The organism is Desulfovibrio litoralis DSM 11393, from assembly GCF_900143255.1.
Taxonomy (GTDB): domain Bacteria; phylum Desulfobacterota; class Desulfovibrionia; order Desulfovibrionales; family Desulfovibrionaceae; genus Frigididesulfovibrio_A; species Frigididesulfovibrio_A litoralis.
Genome location: NZ_FRDI01000003.1, coordinates 488,665 through 504,654, shown reverse-complemented (window position 1 = coordinate 504,654; position 15,990 = coordinate 488,665). Strand labels below are relative to the sequence as shown.

Here is a 15,990-nt window from a genome sequence, read left to right as displayed (position 1 = left end):
CCAAATTCCGGAATTGTCGGGCCGAATATCCCAAACGTTGGGGTTCCAAGGCTCCATGATATGTGCATTGTTCCTGAATCATTACAGACATAAGCGTCTAATAAATTTATACATTCTGTGAGTTCGGTTAACGACAACTTTCCGGCTAAGTTGAGTATATTCTTAGTTAAGTCGTATTTTTTTTCCGCATTTAGCTGAGTTAAGATTAAGCTATTTACTTGATTGGCTATTACTTCTTCGCCCGGTCCGGCAAAAATTACTGTTTTTGACCCTTTATTTAAAGCAAAAATAGCTAACTTTGCAAAGTATTCCGGCAACCATTGTTTGGTTTTCCAAGTTGAGCCGGGGTGAAGCCCCAAAACAGTCTGTTTACTCGTTGATTCAGAAAGAAAAACGTTGTGCCTGTTAAGGCTTTTTGTGCTTGGAATAAAGCCAAAGCCTTCGCTGAATTTTGCTAGGCTTTCCGCATTTGGTGTTGCTAGGTAAAAATTGGGGTTGAGTTCGCTCGGTTCAATATTTAAAGGGCGTAATAAGTTGTTTAAGCGTTCTATTTCGGGTACTTCCGGAAATTGCCTTTCGACATAATCCGTATATGCCAAGTTATGAATAAAATGTGTCTTAGCCTGTTTATATCCGATACGTTTGGGAACTTTTGAAAGCAGGGCGACCAAGCCACTGCGTAAGCTGGTATGAGCAGAAATCCAACAATCATAGTTTTGTTTTTTTATTTCCCTGCTAAGAGGAATAACCGAAAACAGAGCTTTTTGTTTGCCCCTTTTATCAAATTCATAAACCTTGTTAATATATGGGATTTTTGAAAAGAGCGGGCTTAAACCTTTTCTGACCCAAAAATCTATTTTTGCCTCAGGATAGGCTTTGTGTAAGTTTTCTAAAAGAGGTAAAGTTAAAACGGCATCACCTAAAAAGGCAGTATTCCAAACAGCGATTTTTTGCATCTTTAATGAGTTTTCCGGTCAGTTTTTTCTAAAATGTGAGTTTATGGTTTTAATGATGTGTGAAAAAACTTTTTAAGATCCGACTATACTTTTTATTTTTTCGATAATTTGCTGAACTCTGTGTTCATAAGTATGTTCTGCCAAAATACGTTTTCGGGCGGCGAGGGCAATTTTTTTACGTTCGTTTGGTTTGTTTAGGTAATACTTGATAAGTTCTTTTATTTCGCCTTGTTCATTATAACAAATAATTTCTTTTTTAGGTTCAAATAACTTGTCTACCTGTTCTCGCCAATCTGTGATTAAAAAGGCACCTGTAGCAGGCACGTCAAAAACACGTTGGTTGACAGCCCCCTTCATTTGGGCACTTGTACAGTTAAAGTTAATATCAATTAAAGGGTAAAAGAGCGGAAGGTCGGTATAATAGGTCATTTCTGAATGATAACGCCAAGACGGAGCGTCTTTCGGAATTAGCTCAAACCAACCTTTATCTCCCGCAATCAGTGGGTTAAAAGGTAAGATCTCTTTAACGCAAGAAAAGCGGTATTGTTTGGTTGCTTCGTAAGTTAAAAAAACTTCATAGTTTAACAGATTGATTTTTTTATCTTTAATTTTGTCATCAGTGAGACTTTTATAGATCTTGGGGTAATGTTCTTGGATAAATTTTGTAACCGAACGTTCGCTGTGTTTGGCGAAATCTGCGGCGATGGCTTCATAGTTTTCAATAGTTTCCGGCAAGCCTTCCAACCTGTCTTTAACCTTTGTAACTTTAGAAACCATAGAGTTTCCCAAAAAAGCGACTTTTGAACGTAAATTTTTTGTATCCTTAAGATTTTCTTGTAGAGAAAAGCGAAAGACATCAGTCCCAAGAGGCAAGTAATGCACCTCATTAAAGCCATATTTTTTCAGAGAATCTACATTGTCTGAATCCCATGTTAAGATAATTGTTTCGGGAGAAATTACCTTTTCAAAGGCATCTAAGACTAAGTGGGGGTTATCTACAAACCAGGAGCAAAGAGGAAGAGAGAGTTTTTTTAACAAATCAAGCAAAACCCCTTCACGGTCAACTCCCAAATGATTGATTGTAAAAATGAAATCAGGTTTAAATTGGTTTACAACTGACAAAATATCTTTAATAAATTCTTCTTGTAAGACTTCTTCGGGTATTTGAACTAAACGAAAGTCTATATTTAACCGTTCGCAAGCACTAACGATTTCTCCAATCAGAAAATAACGACTGGTTAAGAGTAAGAGTTTTGGTTTGTCTTTAAACTTCGGATATTTTACTTTTTCCCAAATATTTGCTTTTAGACTTATTTGGCAAGCTTGATTAAGATATGCATAATAATCACGGTCAAGACGCTGATAAAAAGGTAGGGCAATAGGATAAAGAGATAAATTATTGTTTTTAGCCTGCCACTTTGTAATTTCGTTTAACGCCTGATCTTTGTCTTCGGTTTCGATCCAAAAAATATTACTTTCTTTTAGTAAGGGGTTGTTTTTTATCTCAGTATATTTTTTTATTTCTTCTTCTTTGTCTATAATGGCGAGGTGAGGTTTTGGTAGGTCGGGCAAACTTTTACAAAGTTCATTCCACTGAGATATAAACTCGTTTATGGTTATTCCAAACCCGGAACCCAAAAAAACAGGAATATGTTTATAAGGATTAAAAGGCGGGGTATTGTTTTGTTCTAAATTTTCTTTGGAACAAACAATTTTTGGCACTATATTCAGTTCTCTAACTATTCCGGCATTGCCGAGCATTTCAATAGTTCTTTCTTCTTTTTTGATATGAAGATCGCTTAATTGATCGTTTTGATAGATAGGAGTAACAGTATATTTTTTTTGCATTATGTTATTTTTTTATTATTGAGTTTAATGGAAGTTAATTTATTTTTGTTTTTAACGGGCTATTGGAATTACTTCTTTTCTTCCTCATCTCTTAAAATACGTCTTAACATTTTTCCCAAATAGTTTTGTGGAAGTTCTGTTCTAAATTCTACTTGGCGAGGAATTTTATAGTTTGCCAAATTTTCTCGGCAATAACTAAGAAGGTCTTCTCTGGTCAACTCTTGTTCGGGTTTTAAGACTACAAAGGCTTTTAAAATTTCGCCTCTGGTGGGGTGAGATATTCCGACACAAATAGCCGAAGCGACTTTAGGGTGGGTCATAATAACTTTATCGACCTCAGCCGGATATACATTATAGCCACCAACAATCACCATATCTTTTTTACGGTCTACTATGGTAAAAAAACCGTCTTCGCTCATAACGGCGATATCTCCGGTATAAAGCCAACCGTTTTTCAAAGCTTCGGAACTCTCTTCGGGTTTTTCCCAATAACCCTTCATGACCTGAGGTCCTTTAATAATAAGTTCACCTTCGGTGTTTGGCGCTAAAGATTCTGTTGAGTCGTTTTCAAGGCTGACTATGCGTGCCTCTGTTCCCAAAATCGGAATTCCGATTGAGCCTGATCTATGGTGTTCAAAGGGGTTTAAGTGTGTTATTGGTGAAGCTTCGCTTAGCCCATAGCCTTCTATAATATCAACCCCAAAGTGTTTTTTAAACTTTTGCATGTTTTCAACAGAGATGGGGGCTGACCCTGAAATACAAAATTTAAGGCTTGAGACATCATGTTTTTTTAAGTCTTTATGTTGCAATAATGCGATATAAAGAGCTGGGGCACCGGGAAATAAGGTAATTTTAAACTTTTCAATGGTGTTTAAAGTTTCGGTTGGGTTAAAACGGGGCATTGGGAAAATTGTTGCCTGAATCAAAGTAGGGATCAATAAACCTAAATTTAGCCCGTAAACATGAAAAAAAGGAATGATACAGAGGCAATTTTGTTTGTTTATATCAATAGAATCCACCATGTTCTTGGTGAGTATTGCGTCTGAGCTCAGGTTAGAGTGGGTCAGCATAACGCCTTTGGGCGATCCGGTTGTTCCGCTTGAATATTGAATTAAGGCAAGTTCATCTTTAGGGTCGTTGATAACAGCAGAGTAGCGTTTTGAACCTTTTAGGAGAACGCTAAACTTAAGAGTTTTATTATTATATTCTACTTTGTTCTTTTTTTCAAAAAAATCTTTAAATATTTGAATATAGTTTAAAGGAAAGCCTAAGGCATCAGAAGCTTGAGTTAAAAAATATTTTTCTATGCTTTTCGCTTGAGGAATCAGAGCTTTGATTTTTTCATAACAGTCAGTAATACTGATAAAAAAGCGAGCCTTAGAGTCTTGGCAAAAATAAAGTATTTCTTGGCTTGTATAAATTGGATTGACAAATACAACAACTCCGCCTGCCTTTATAATTCCCCAAAAGGCAATTAGAGTTTGAGGCAAGTTAGGCAACATTAAAATTACTCGATCGCCTTTTTGTAAACCTTGTTGTTTTAGGTTATTGGCGAAGATTTCTGCTTTTTCTTGAAGTTGTTTATATGTTATTTTATAGTTATGAAATACACACGCCAAAAGCTCCGGGTGGGCTTTTGCGGCATTATCCAAAAGAGCGTATAAGGGGTCGTTAAAGTCTGTGCGAATATTGTTCGAGTTATTGTGATAAAAAGCTTGCCAAGGGTTATTCATTTCTAGCACAGACCTCTTTTATTATAACGATTAGGTTATCAAAACACATTTTCAAAGACAAAAGACTATTTTGCAAAGATATTTTAAGTCTTTTATCTTTTTGGAATATACAAACAATCTTTTGATTTTTTTTACCTGAAATTAGCTAGAAATTCCGGACGTTCACCGTTTCCGTCGAGAAAGTCCATAAGTTCTTTGGCTTCGGTAAGGCTTGAATCTTTGGCGTAAGCTCGTCTGGCGGCTTCAAAAGATTTTTCTTTTTTGTTCATAAAAGCGTATAACTTAGCTAAATTATATAAGGTTCTTTGGTGAGCTCCAAATTGTTTGATAACCTTCATATAAACTACTTCGGCCTTTTCAAACTCACGCATAACGAGATAAGCCGTTACGGCATCGGCATAAGCTTTACTGTCTTTTGGGTGTTTTTCTATTGAAAGCTCTAAAATCTCGGCGGCTTCTTTATACATTTTAGCTTGAAGCAGTCTTTTGCCTATATCGCCATAAACGCCCGGTTCAGAACCGTAAGTTTCGGCATAGCGTCTTAAAACCGCTCTTGCCATTGCGTTATCACCGCTATCGATAAGACTTTGCCCTTTTGTGAGCATGGCTTGACGTTCGTCTTCTTGTTTTTCCAGTCTGTCTCTTTCGTTTTTGGCTTGGCTTTCTGTAAGAAATTTGAGTAATATTCTGAAAATATTTACCAATTCTTTTTCTTTGTTGACTTGATAAACAATACTGGCTTTAGGAGAACGACTTAAAGTTTCTATAAGTTTTTTAACCTGAGGACAACGATTAAACTCGGCGACGGCTTCATGGTAAAAAGAAGCCGCTTCAAAGCGAGCTTTACCCATTACTTGGGCCTCGTTATATTCGGTTAATGATGCAACAATAGCCGTTAAAGCACGCTCAACTTCTTGTCTTTTGATGTATGCTTTAGCCCTGGCTATATTTTCTGTTACTGTTTTGGGTATTGTAATTTGTGCCATTTTTATTTGTCCTGTGTTCAGGCCCGCCAATAATGATAATATCGTAGAGTAACTATTTAAGTTTAATCTTTTATCCCGAGATTAAACTCTTGTAAAGTTAAATTATAGGCTTTATAGTATAAAAAGTAAAACAAAGAAATGCAGTTTTGATTTTTATCTGATTAAGCTTGATTTTTAACCGTTGAGCGACCGGAACAGAACAAAAATATTTTCCTGGATATCTTGTTTCTTTGATAAAATTTGTTTTTTTGTGTAAAACTTTAGGGTCTAGATAATTTTATTGTTAACTTACTCTGTTAAAATATTCAAAGCGTTCGCCGTGTTCTCCTTGACAGCTTAACAAAAGAAAGTCATTTAAAACAGTATTGACTATGAATTAAAATCTTAATTTTTATATATGAGGTTGATCCCTTGAACGATTTTGGTTTGACAGAAACGAATATTAAAATTCCTAAACACCTTGCTGTTATCATGGACGGAAACGGGCGTTGGGCAACTCAAAAAGGGCTTAGTCGCAGTGAAGGACATAGGGGAGGGGCGGTTGCGAGTAAAAAATTGATTACTCAATCCAGAAAGTTGGGAATAGAACACTTAACTCTTTATACTTTTTCCCATGAAAACTGGAATAGATCTGCCGACGAAGTCAGCACTCTCTTTAAGCTTTTGGTTGAGTTTTTAAACACTGAACTTAAAACGCTTGAGGAACAAGATATTAAACTTTCGGTTTTTGGTGAGCTTGAAAAATTGCCACTTGCGGCATCAAAAGCTCTACAGTATACTATTAAACGCACTCAAAATTGTAAAAGTATGTATTTGAACCTTGCTTTAAATTACTCCGGAAGGTATGAGATTGTTCAGGCATGTAAAAAACTGATAAGTGAAGGAATAAAGCCCCAAGAATTAACCGAAAAGTTATTTTCGGAAGCTTTATATTCACAAGGGCAGCCTGATCCTGATTTAATTATTCGTACTAGCGGAGAATATCGTATCAGCAATTTTTTACTTTTTCAAAGTGCTTATAGCGAATATTATTTTACTCCCGTGCTTTGGCCTGATTTTGATGAACAAGAACTTTTCAAAGCTCTAAGCGATTATTCTAAAAGACAACGACGTTTTGGAACAGCAACTTAAAAAAAACTAAAGGATATATTGATGACTCAAGACACTAATAATACTTCAGTAACTGCAAAAATTCCACCAAATCACAAAAAACGAGTAATAACTTCGCTTTTGTTGTTTTCCTTTGTGGGTTCCGCAATGTTTAGCAATGGTGGTTTTGATTTGCCATATCTGCTTGTCGGTTTGTTGATTCTTGTTTCCGCCGTTGCCCTTTGGGAATTTTACGGATTTTTTAAAACAGGTTTGATGCGTATTGTTTTAAGCGGGTTAGGTATTGTTTTAGGCTCAGGTATTATTTATGCGTCAATGGAAAACTCGCCTTGGTGGATCTTGGGTATTTTAAGTTTTGCGTTTTTTATTAGCTCTTTGTCTTTTCTCTTTACTTATGGCTGTAAAGACCAAACGCAAACTCCGCAACTACACTATATTCTTTTGATTGGTATAGTTTATATTCCCGTAACTTTACAAATTGCTTTACACCTGAATTTTTTTGAACAGGCGATCGTTTTATCGGCGACTTTTGTCTCTGATATTGCTGCTTATTATGCGGGTTGTTTATGGGGAGATAAAAAAATATGGGCAACAGTCAGCCCGAAAAAAACTTGGGTCGGAAGTATTGCGGCGTTGCTTTCTACTTTGCTTGTAGTTTTTTTATTGGGTTTAATTTTTAATGCAAGCGGTAGTCTTTCCAAACATATTTCTTATCTGTTGTCGGGTGTTTTTATCGCTGTTGCTTCTCAACTTGGTGATTTTTTTGAATCAGCTTTAAAAAGAGTTTTGAATATAAAAGATTCAAGCAATATCTTACCCGGACACGGCGGCTTGTTAGACCGCATAGACAGCCTATTATTCACATTGCCAATGGCATTTTTTTGTTTCAATGTCTTGCCTTTTGTTGTGGAAAAAGTGCAAAGCTGGTTTGCTTAATATAATCTCAAGCTAGTTGTTGTAACTGTTTGCTTTTAAAGGATAAAAATGCCTGATTATATAACAAAAATGCCTATGCCTTATAGCGAATTAAGCCCTTTAACGCCTCGCAAACTTATTATCTTTGGTTCTACAGGCTCAATTGGTAGGAATACGTTGAATGTTTTACGTCAACTAACGCCGGAAAAACGTTCATGTTTTGAAGTCGTCGGTTTAGTTGGTGGTAAAAATATAGAATTATTAGCCGAACAGGCGGCGGAGTTTCGCCCAAAATATTTGGGTATTCAAGATGTAAGTTTGATTGATCGATTAAAAGCCTTATTGCCGAGTGGTTATAAGCCCGAGTTAGTGAGTGGAAGCCAAGGGTTTAGCGAACTTGCCTCTTTAGCCGAAGTCGATATGCTAATGCTTGCCCAATCTGGTGCGGCGGGAATTAACGCCACTATTGCCGGGGCGAAAGCGGGAAAAGTGCTTGCCTTGGCAAATAAAGAGGCGTTGGTGCTTGCGGGTTCTTTGGTGAAAAAGCTGTGTGCTGAAAGTGGAGCAATTATTTTACCCGTAGATTCGGAACATAATGCAATTTTTCAAGTGAGCCACTCCGAAAACAGCAAAGCCCTTAAAAAAATTTGGCTGACTGCCTCAGGTGGACCTTTTAGGTCTTTTTCTTATGAACAATTGAAAACAGTCAGTCTGGAACAGGCGTTAAAACACCCTAAATGGAACATGGGGGCGAAAATTACTATTGATTCCGCAACTATGATGAATAAAGGCTTGGAAATTATAGAAGCCATTCATTTATTTGGTGCAAAAACTGATGAAATTAAAGTAGTTATTCACCCGGAATCTATAGTACATTCTTTGGTTGAGTTTGTTGATGGTTCTGTTTTGGCTCAATTGGGTTGCCCTGATATGCAAATCCCTATTTCGTATTGTCTTGGATTTAACGAGCGTTTAAACGCTCAACAACCCGCTTTAAATCTGATTGAACAAAAAAGTTTAACCTTTGAAGACCCAAACAATAAGCTTTTTCCCGCTCTTGACCTTGCTCTTTTAGCGTATAACTCGGGGCAATGGTCGCCAATAGTTTTAAATGCGGCAAATGAAGTGGCTGTTGCGGCTTTTTTAAATAAACAAATTTCTTTTTTAGATATCTGCAACCTAGTCGAACGAGCTTTAAACAGTAACTTGGCTCAAGCTTTTAACGCTCAGGCGTTTGATTTTGAAACGATTTTAGCCCTTGATCAAGAAACAAGAAATAAAGTATTGTCTTGGGTGTAACAGAATATTTATATTCTTTTGATCTGTCTTACTTTTATTGATATTTTTATGTCTTGATCTTTTAAAAACATAAAATTTTAATATACATTTAACATTATAATATATAAGGATATTCTTTAAATATGTTAGGAACTTTAGCGGTTGTTTTAGTTTTTGGTGGTCTTATTTTTGTGCATGAACTGGGGCATTTCTTTTTTGCTCGTCTTTTCGGTATGGGAGTCAAGACTTTTTCTTTAGGTTTTGGCCCTGTTTTATTTTCTTTTAAACGTGGTAAAACTGTATATCAGCTTGCCGCCTTACCTTTTGGTGGTTTTTGTAGCCTTGTGGGTGAAGAAAAGGTCGAAGATCTTCCCGAACCTTTTACTTTAGAAGAAAGTTTTTCCCTGCGTCCGGCTTGGCAACGTTTTTTTGTTGTGCTTGGTGGGGCTTTATTTAACCTGATTTTAGCGTGGTTAATTTGTTGGAGTATCGCCTATACTAGCGGTCGCCCCGTGATGTTGCCTGAAGTCGGAAGAACTATGGAAAATAGTGCGGCTCAGGTTGCGGGTTTAAAAAGTGGCGATAAAATCATAAATATTGATGGAATTGTTATAGAACGTTGGGAACAAATTCCCGAACTTATTCAAAACGGTGGTGGAAAAGAAGTTAAAGTTGAAGTAAAACGCCCTGATATGAGCGAATCTTTGTTTTTTCAGCTTACTCCGACTCGTAAAACGGTTAAAGATATTTTTGGCGATGATAAAGAGCTTTGGCTTTTAGGCATAGAACCCAGTCAAAATCGTATTTATATTCCTTTAGGATTTATTGATTCTGCTAAAGAAGGAATTATTCAAGCCTATAAAATGATTGATATTACCATTCAATTTTTACAACGTTTATTTAGCGGGCGTGGTAATGTTGAAGAAGTCGGAAGCGTTGTTTCTATAGCCAGAGTGATTCATGCTCAAACAGAATATGGAATAACCAATGTGTTGTTTATTGCGGCTTTAATTAGCGTTAACCTTGGGGTTATTAACCTCTTGCCTATTCCTGTTTTAGACGGCGGAACTTTAGTCTTTTTAACTATTGAGATGATTTTTAGAAAGCCCTTGCCGGAAAGTTTTCGCTATAGAGCGAGTGTCGTTGGTATGGCGATATTGATTTCGTTGACAATAATATTAATGGTCAAAGATATTTTTGTTTGGGTGCGAGATGTTTGGTTTTAGTCATCAGTAAAAAAGAAGTGTATTAGCTTGGCGTTGGCTACAGGTATTGCTTTGATTTTGTGTATCTAAAGGGAATTATTATGTTTAATATTTATAACGTACAAAAAACTGTTGATATTAAATTTAGTGGTCTTTCTTGGGAAAGTGATACCTTAATAACCACTATTGCCGATCAAGGTGTAGATTTAACTATTGAATTTACCCTTGATGAGACAGGTGAAGTTCCTATAGCTGATGAAACATTAAAAGCAAAATATCTTTTGGCAAAAAACATTATTGATCAGAATTCAAGTATTTTTTTTGATAAAAGAGACGAGGCGTTTTATAAAACTGATGAATTTATGAGTAATAGACATAAATATGCAGCGGTTGTAAACAATTCTCAAAAACTAATTTCTGAAAAAATAGAAGAAGCTCTACCCTTAGTAAAAGCTTTGTATTTACACATGAAAAATGTAAATATCCCTGAAGATATTTTATCTGAAGAAGGCAACTATATTACGTATGTTGAGCTAATGTATGTTTTGTCAGACAGGTTAAAAGGTTATTACGATCAAGCACTTGAGCATGCTCAAATTGCAAAAAATGTTGAATTTTATGATTTGTTAAAAGAGTTTATTAAGTTTTTGGAAAAATATGAAAAAAACTTTAATAACTTAATGCGAGAAAGGAAAAAAGCAAAACAACAAGCGAGTATTTCTAAAGATAAAACAAAAGAACTCACAAATAACCTTAAAGACAAAACCATAATAATTGAAGAAAAAATTAATATCTTGGCTCAGTTATGTGATTCTGCATATATAACAAAAGATACACAAACAAAATATGCCGAAACTTTAATTGAACTAATAAATCAAAAGCAAGCTAAGCTTTTTGTTGATGAAGCAAACAGGATTCTTCAAGATATTGATAAAAACAGTTATACTACTTTTATCAATCAAGTAGGAGATGGCTTTTATGGTGGTCTTAGTGAATGGCGTTCTGATGATTTACCGCCCATTACAAAAGAACAATTTATTAAAAATCTCTCTCTTTATGAGATCCAAATGTCTATTTCCAGTTCCAATAATAGGTTTGAACATCTTTTATTTTTATATGTGAAAGAAAAAGACGATTCTTTTGCCGGGCATTTTATGTGTGCAAGAGTTGAAGACGCTAAAATCACTGAACTTAGTTTAATGGGTTGATATATTAGCCTAAACCTGTGTAGTAAAAGAATAGTTTAAAATTTTTTAACCTTTTAACCTTAAATAAAAACAATGCTAAACTTATCTTTAAAACCCCAAGGGTTAAAAAAATCACTTCGCTTGATGGCAGTTATTGTGTCAATTCTTATGCTCTCCGCTTGTGGCTCAAAAAACATGAGCGGTGATGCGAACTACAAGAAAAAACAAGCGAGCATTAATTTGTTTACGCCTGTTACTACTGAAAGTGCTGTGGCATTATCTGAAACTGAGGCAAAGGCTTTAATTAAAAAGTATATGGCTTATTCGGGCGGCGAATATCTAAAAAAACTAGATTTTGCTTTGTCCCAGAGTGCGGCTTATGCGGCTAAACGTCCTAGCGACGAAATGGCGTTTATGCGTGGTAATTTAAGGGTGAAATGGTCTGATTTAAAGCGTACTAATCAGGTTTTACGAGATAATATGTCTGCCATTCAAAAATCGCCTGAATTATTGGCGAAAAAATTTACTTGGTGGCGTTTAGGTCCTGATGCGTCTTTTACGGGTTATTATGAGCCGACTTTAAATGCGAGCCGTACAAAAACAAAAAAATATTATTATCCTATCTATAAAATGCCGTCTGATGTCAGAAAAGGACAAGGCTATCACGATAGAAACGCTATTGACCGCAAGGGCGTTTTAAAAAATCGTGGGCTTGAAATAGCGTATGTGGATAGTGAAGTTGACGCTTTCTTTTTACAGGTACAAGGTTCGGGGCGTTTGCTTTTCCCTGATGGTTCTTATGTGCATGCTCTTTATGCGGGTAAAAACAACCGTAAGTATGTTTCGCTGGGGCGTATTATGAAAGAGCGTGGTTTGATTCCGCCTGATCAGGTTAATATGAAGACTATTAAGGCTTATCTCGCCAAACACCCTGATGAAGTCGCTGAATTGTTAGATACTAACCCAAGTTATGTGTTTTTTAGAGAGGCAAGTTCCGGCCCTGTTGGGGCGATTGGCAGGCCTTTAACTCCAATGATGAGCCTAGCGAGCAGTAAAGATAAGTATCCGTATGGTTCAGTGTTTTTTAGCATTGTGGCTTTGCCTGATGCGGACGGTAACCCGACTAAACCTTTTTATAATATCACTTTGCCCCAAGATGCTGGCGGTGCGATTAAAGGCTATCGACTTGATTTATTTTGCGGTGCCGGAGATAATGCCGCTCATAACGCAGGACATATCGACTGGACAGGAGCGACTTATTTATTGTTAGCGAAGTAGCGTGGTATTTATTGTTTAATCTATTTTTTATTAAACTTTCTAAGTAATAGTGTTAGTTTTTCCCCGACGCCACAAAACACACACTTTGGGTTCTCTGGTTGGTTCTCTAGTTCTGCGAGTATAGGGATAAGTTTAGAATCTTTGCCCAGTGCTATAGTGAGTGGCAGCTTTTTATTGGGTACTGCTGGATGCTCATAAAAAGGAGTAAAGTTTATTTCTTCACGAGCATAAGCGATTAGATCTGCCCGTGCGGTATCGACCACACCTCGTATAAGGTTTGCTTCCCGTATGCTTTGTGATAATTTTATATCGTTGACACTGCTATCATCTTCTAGATGCCTGATTCGGGATGCTGATCGTGCAATTTGAAAATATATATTATAGTGTTTTTGAAAATTAGCTCGCATTGCTTTTTTCATTTCACGTTTTTGTATAACCTTAATACTCGCTAAAATTAGTGAAAATAAAGTCAGCAATGAGGAAAATACATTTATATTTTGTGAGTACGTAAGAAAATCAATGAATTGATCCATATTCTATCCTTATGCATGTACAATTGTTTTTTACTTCAGTAACAATATTTTAACATTTTTTATTATTATGTAAAGTGATCTACACCAAATAGTGGAATTGATATTTCTCGAGAAGAATTTATCCGTTTAGCAGGCTAATTCCCCCCCCCTTACCCCTTCGCAATATAATCTTCTTTTAAAGACTTAATTAAACCCGCATTGCGAATTATATCAGAATTTTTCTCCATAAGTTCAGGGTGGTTGATCAGAAAATTACGAATATCTTCAAAGCTAAACGGAGTTGCGTCTTTTTTATACAAGGCTTTAATAATCGCTTCGACCAACTCAAAATCCGCTTGTTCATCAACGGTAATTCTAATTTTTCCATCATCACGAGTTTGATCATATTTAGCTAAGTTAAATAATTCCGGGTGATTGCGAATAAATAAAGTTACATGCTCACGCTCGGAGGCGAGTTTTGCCTCTGTCCAAGCTTTAATTAAGGCTTGTTTGGTAAATACTTCACAGTCTAGCCCTTCGGCAAAGCGTTCGGAGCTAATGCAATAATCGGCTTTTTGCTTTTGAACTTCTTGAATAACAGCATCGCAAATTGTCGGATCAATTAAAGGACAATCGCCGGTAATCCGCATGATATATTGGATATTTTGGTCTTTTAATAAAGACAAAGCCGAATAATAACGGTCTAAGACATCATTAATACTACCACGGAAAATAGGCAGTTTATTTTCTTGTGCAAAGGCGACCAAAGGCTCATCGCTAGGGTCATTAGTCGTTGCAAGTATAAGCTCGCTTACAAGTTTACAATAGCGTAAACGCTCGACAGTATAAGCGAGTAAAGGTTTGTCTAAAACAGTTTTTAAAACCTTTCCGGGTAGTCTGGTTGACCCCATGCGTGCTTGTAAAATAATTGCCGCTTTATACATTTTGCTTCCTGATTTATTAGCTGTTTTTTATAACACTTTTTTATTGTTTAATAAAATCGGGTTGTAAATTTTATAATATATTGTTAAGCTTAATTTTGCAATATACTTGCATAAATCTTAACTTGTATATAAAATAACGTATAATATTTCATGTCTTATGTGTTGAGCGGCGAAACTGTTTTATAAAATCGCTGTGCAGCTGTCAAAATAACTTACAGTAACGAAATTATCGTGTTGATTCAGGAGAAACTCATGAAACGTATAGTTGTATTGCCTTCAGGTATGGCAGGAATCAGAACCGCTACCAGATTAAAAAAGCAAGCCCCTTCAAGTGAGATAAACGTTATTTTACCCGGAAGTTTTAAAAATTATCCGGTTAAAGGGGTGTTTACAAATTATTTTTCCAAAAGAGTAACCGATAATTTAATTGAAAAATTAGAGGGTCGTGGACTGGGCGTTGTGAGCGTTGATGAGCTTGGGCTAGATATGTCGGGCAGAGAATTGACGATAAAATCGAAACGAGGCGAATTACCCGTGCGTTTTAGCGATTTGGTGATGGAACTTGAATCGTTGCCACGTATTCCACGCAATTTAAGGGCTGCAACAAATATTTTTCCTTGGCCTTGTCCTTATTTTTATTTTGATTTTGAAAAGCTTGATACTGCCGTACATGGCAAAAATATAGAAAACATAGCTGTGATCGGTGGGGGGCTTGATACCTTGGAAGCTCTCGGCTTGGCGTTGGAAGCTACTGTTAATACGGATAAAAAAGTTTATTGGATACGCACACAAAACAGCGGGCCGTCTCCTTATAACCCTTTTTCACCTGATATTTGGTTTTATTTGTTAAATCAACTTAACGAATTCAAACAATTGACAATAGTTGATTGGAGCGACATTTTACCGGAAAAAATCTTGTTTGAGCTTGACGGAGATAAAATAACCAAACTTATTCACCCAAGCGGTGCATCGGGTAGCGTTCAAGCCTCAAGCTTTATTTGGGCAGAATCTTTGTATGTTCAACACCCTCTAATCGGACGAGCCGGACTTAAAATTAACGAACAAGGTTTGGTAATTGCCAGTCCACACGGTGAAATTGAAAACGAAAACATCTTTTTACTCGGTTCGGGGGTTGATTGGCGACGTCTTGCCCTGCCTTTATCGAGCGTTAGAGGCGGCGGAAAGGGGGTTAGTTGCCCGATATTTACGGAAGATTCCTCTTCTGAGGTTCAGGGACGTTATCTTTGTGATTGTATTGTATCAAGCCAAAACTCAAGCCATCTGCCTTATTGGAAGAGTGCGGGGGTAAAAAGCGTTGAAATTTCTTCAAATCTACATGTTGGGCGTATTGGTTTGGGCGAAGAAGAAATGAAAGCCGCCAATATCGAATATGAATATGCTGTGGCGTTAATTCCCGTTGCTTCTTCTTATAGTTTCCAAAAGCGAGTTGAGAATGGAGAGTTGCAACATAAAATTCCTCGTGGTTTAATGATCCGTTTATTCTGTTTGAAACATAGCGGAGAAATTTTAGGAGCCCAATTTGTTAGTCATAACGTCGGGCTTGAATCTGAAGCCGTTTTAGCACTTTTATTGCCTATGATTCATAGCGGCGGAACGGTAAAAACTTTGATGAATTTAGAAGTTCCGGGGCGTGCCGGGGGGGCTTTGCGTTCTGTTGCCAGTATGCTTGACAACAAACTTCAAGGACATTTTTACAGTATTTCTCCCGATGAGTTTATTGCCTCTAAAGAATCAGGGGCAGAGTTTTTTACTATTGACCTTAGAACTCAGCACCAGTGGCAACAAAAAAATATCCCCGAAGCCGTGAATATCCCTTTGTCTGATTTAAAAAAACGTTTAATGACCGATGTGCCTCGCATGATGCCTATTGTTTTGATTTGTGAACATTCCAATGACGCTTATGCAACTTCTTGTATGTTGCATGATCTTGGTGCAAGCGATTTATATGTTTTAGACGGCGGAATGGCGTTATGGCCTTATGATGATAAACCAGAAAAGAAATAAGTTTAGAAAAGAA

The 15,990-nt window shown here is 36.6% G+C and carries 13 protein-coding genes; 7 read left to right on the top strand and 6 right to left on the bottom strand.

The features are described from left to right. The 4 genes from BT999_RS04865 to BT999_RS04850 all read right to left on the bottom strand — a co-directional run. Positions 1-956 (bottom strand): glycosyltransferase family 9 protein (locus BT999_RS04865; RefSeq protein WP_072696630.1); only part of this gene is annotated, 956 nt, incomplete at its 3' end. Between the two features lie 72 nt (positions 957-1,028). Further along, the gene (locus tag BT999_RS04860; RefSeq protein ID WP_072696629.1) at positions 1,029-2,804 is read right to left on the bottom strand and encodes a CgeB family protein; all 1,776 of its coding nucleotides are present in this window, start codon (positions 2,802-2,804) and stop codon (positions 1,029-1,031) included. Positions 2,805-2,872: 68 nt separating this feature from the next. Beyond that, a complete protein-coding gene (locus BT999_RS04855) occupies positions 2,873-4,537 on the bottom strand; it encodes a long-chain-fatty-acid--CoA ligase (protein ID WP_072696628.1) in 1,665 nt (554 codons plus the stop codon). 131 nt (positions 4,538-4,668) lie between these two features. Continuing rightward, positions 4,669-5,523, bottom strand: a complete 855-nt coding sequence (locus BT999_RS04850; RefSeq protein ID WP_072696627.1) for a tetratricopeptide repeat protein — start codon at positions 5,521-5,523, stop codon at positions 4,669-4,671. Between the two features lie 411 nt (positions 5,524-5,934). Between BT999_RS04850 and uppS the strand changes: the two genes are divergently transcribed. The 6 genes from uppS to BT999_RS04820 all read left to right on the top strand — a co-directional run bounded on the left by uppS (position 5,935) and on the right by BT999_RS04820 (position 12,496). Further along, positions 5,935-6,654, top strand: a complete 720-nt coding sequence (gene uppS / locus BT999_RS04845) for a polyprenyl diphosphate synthase (protein ID WP_072696626.1) — start codon at positions 5,935-5,937, stop codon at positions 6,652-6,654. Between the two features lie 21 nt (positions 6,655-6,675). Then, positions 6,676-7,569 carry a phosphatidate cytidylyltransferase gene (locus BT999_RS04840; protein WP_072696625.1) on the top strand — a complete coding sequence of 298 codons (894 nt, stop codon included), beginning with the start codon at positions 6,676-6,678 and terminating at the stop codon, positions 7,567-7,569. A 48-nt stretch (positions 7,570-7,617) separates the two neighbouring features. Then, positions 7,618-8,847, top strand: a complete 1,230-nt coding sequence (dxr, locus tag BT999_RS04835; RefSeq protein ID WP_072696624.1) for a 1-deoxy-D-xylulose-5-phosphate reductoisomerase — start codon at positions 7,618-7,620, stop codon at positions 8,845-8,847. Between the two features lie 122 nt (positions 8,848-8,969). Beyond that, positions 8,970-10,052 carry an RIP metalloprotease RseP gene (gene rseP, locus BT999_RS04830; protein WP_072696623.1) on the top strand — a complete coding sequence of 361 codons (1,083 nt, stop codon included), beginning with the start codon at positions 8,970-8,972 and terminating at the stop codon, positions 10,050-10,052. A gap of 80 nt (positions 10,053-10,132) precedes the next feature. Continuing rightward, positions 10,133-11,239 carry a hypothetical protein gene (locus BT999_RS04825; protein ID WP_072696622.1) on the top strand — a complete coding sequence of 369 codons (1,107 nt, stop codon included), beginning with the start codon at positions 10,133-10,135 and terminating at the stop codon, positions 11,237-11,239. Between the two features lie 72 nt (positions 11,240-11,311). Next, complete coding sequence (locus BT999_RS04820; RefSeq protein ID WP_084650590.1) at positions 11,312-12,496, top strand: MltA domain-containing protein; 1,185 nt, start codon at positions 11,312-11,314, stop codon at positions 12,494-12,496. 20 nt (positions 12,497-12,516) lie between these two features. On the opposite strand, the gene BT999_RS04815 is transcribed toward BT999_RS04820, so the two are convergent. Next, positions 12,517-13,029 carry a hypothetical protein gene (locus BT999_RS04815; RefSeq protein ID WP_072696621.1) on the bottom strand — a complete coding sequence of 171 codons (513 nt, stop codon included), beginning with the start codon at positions 13,027-13,029 and terminating at the stop codon, positions 12,517-12,519. A gap of 149 nt (positions 13,030-13,178) precedes the next feature. Beyond that, complete coding sequence (locus tag BT999_RS04810) at positions 13,179-13,952, bottom strand: cytidylyltransferase domain-containing protein (RefSeq protein ID WP_072696620.1); 774 nt, start codon at positions 13,950-13,952, stop codon at positions 13,179-13,181. A gap of 252 nt (positions 13,953-14,204) precedes the next feature. Here BT999_RS04810 and BT999_RS04805 point away from each other — a divergent pair, with 252 nt between their 5' ends. Beyond that, on the top strand, positions 14,205-15,977 hold the full coding sequence (locus tag BT999_RS04805; protein WP_072696619.1) for a rhodanese-like domain-containing protein: 1,773 nt from the start codon (positions 14,205-14,207) through the stop codon (positions 15,975-15,977). Positions 15,978-15,990 lie beyond the last annotated feature (13 nt).

Coding starts and splice junctions, on each gene's coding strand:
- BT999_RS04850 (WP_072696627.1), bottom strand. CDS start 5,523: ATGGCACAAATTACAATACCCAAAACAGTAACAGAAAATATAGCCAGG.
- BT999_RS04855 (WP_072696628.1), bottom strand. CDS start 4,537: ATGAATAACCCTTGGCAAGCTTTTTATCACAATAACTCGAACAATATT.
- BT999_RS04805 (WP_072696619.1), top strand. CDS start 14,205: ATGAAACGTATAGTTGTATTGCCTTCAGGTATGGCAGGAATCAGAACC.
- BT999_RS04810 (WP_072696620.1), bottom strand. CDS start 13,952: ATGTATAAAGCGGCAATTATTTTACAAGCACGCATGGGGTCAACCAGA.
- BT999_RS04840 (WP_072696625.1), top strand. CDS start 6,676: ATGACTCAAGACACTAATAATACTTCAGTAACTGCAAAAATTCCACCA.
- BT999_RS04815 (WP_072696621.1), bottom strand. CDS start 13,029: ATGGATCAATTCATTGATTTTCTTACGTACTCACAAAATATAAATGTA.
- BT999_RS04860 (WP_072696629.1), bottom strand. CDS start 2,804: ATGCAAAAAAAATATACTGTTACTCCTATCTATCAAAACGATCAATTA.
- rseP (WP_072696623.1), top strand. CDS start 8,970: ATGTTAGGAACTTTAGCGGTTGTTTTAGTTTTTGGTGGTCTTATTTTT.
- BT999_RS04820 (WP_084650590.1), top strand. CDS start 11,312: ATGCTAAACTTATCTTTAAAACCCCAAGGGTTAAAAAAATCACTTCGC.
- BT999_RS04825 (WP_072696622.1), top strand. CDS start 10,133: ATGTTTAATATTTATAACGTACAAAAAACTGTTGATATTAAATTTAGT.
- dxr (WP_072696624.1), top strand. CDS start 7,618: ATGCCTGATTATATAACAAAAATGCCTATGCCTTATAGCGAATTAAGC.